The organism is Paludisphaera soli (genome assembly GCF_011064595.1).
Lineage (GTDB): Bacteria > Planctomycetota > Planctomycetia > Isosphaerales > Isosphaeraceae > Paludisphaera > Paludisphaera soli.
In genome coordinates, this window is sequence record NZ_JAALJI010000172.1 from 1 (window position 1) to 317 (window position 317).

The 317-nt window shown below is 70.3% G+C and carries 1 protein-coding gene; it reads right to left on the bottom strand.

The features are described 5' to 3' along the window. Nucleotides 1–317 (bottom strand): IS3 family transposase (locus tag G6O68_RS32185; RefSeq protein ID WP_165253856.1); only part of this gene is annotated, 317 nt, incomplete at both ends.

The following is a 317-nucleotide window of genomic DNA, read 5'->3' on the forward strand; positions in this document are numbered from 1 at the left end:
GCTCGAACTGGCGGTCCACGACGTTGTCGGCCACCGGGCGGTCGTGGTTCGAGTCGGTCGTGCACCGGAACTTCCGCTTGGTCTTGGCGGCGACCCCGTGCTCGCGCATCAGCTTGGCCACCGTGTTGACGCAGCACGCCTCGCCCCGAGCCGCCAACTCGGCGTGGATGCGCGGGCTGCCGTAGCGGGCCTTCACCTCGGCATGGATGGCCTTGATCGAGATCACCAGGGCCTCGCTCCGCCTCGTCCTGCCGCTCGTCGGCCTTCCCCGCCAGTCGTAGTAGCCGCCGGGGGAGAGGGCCAGGACCCGGCACATC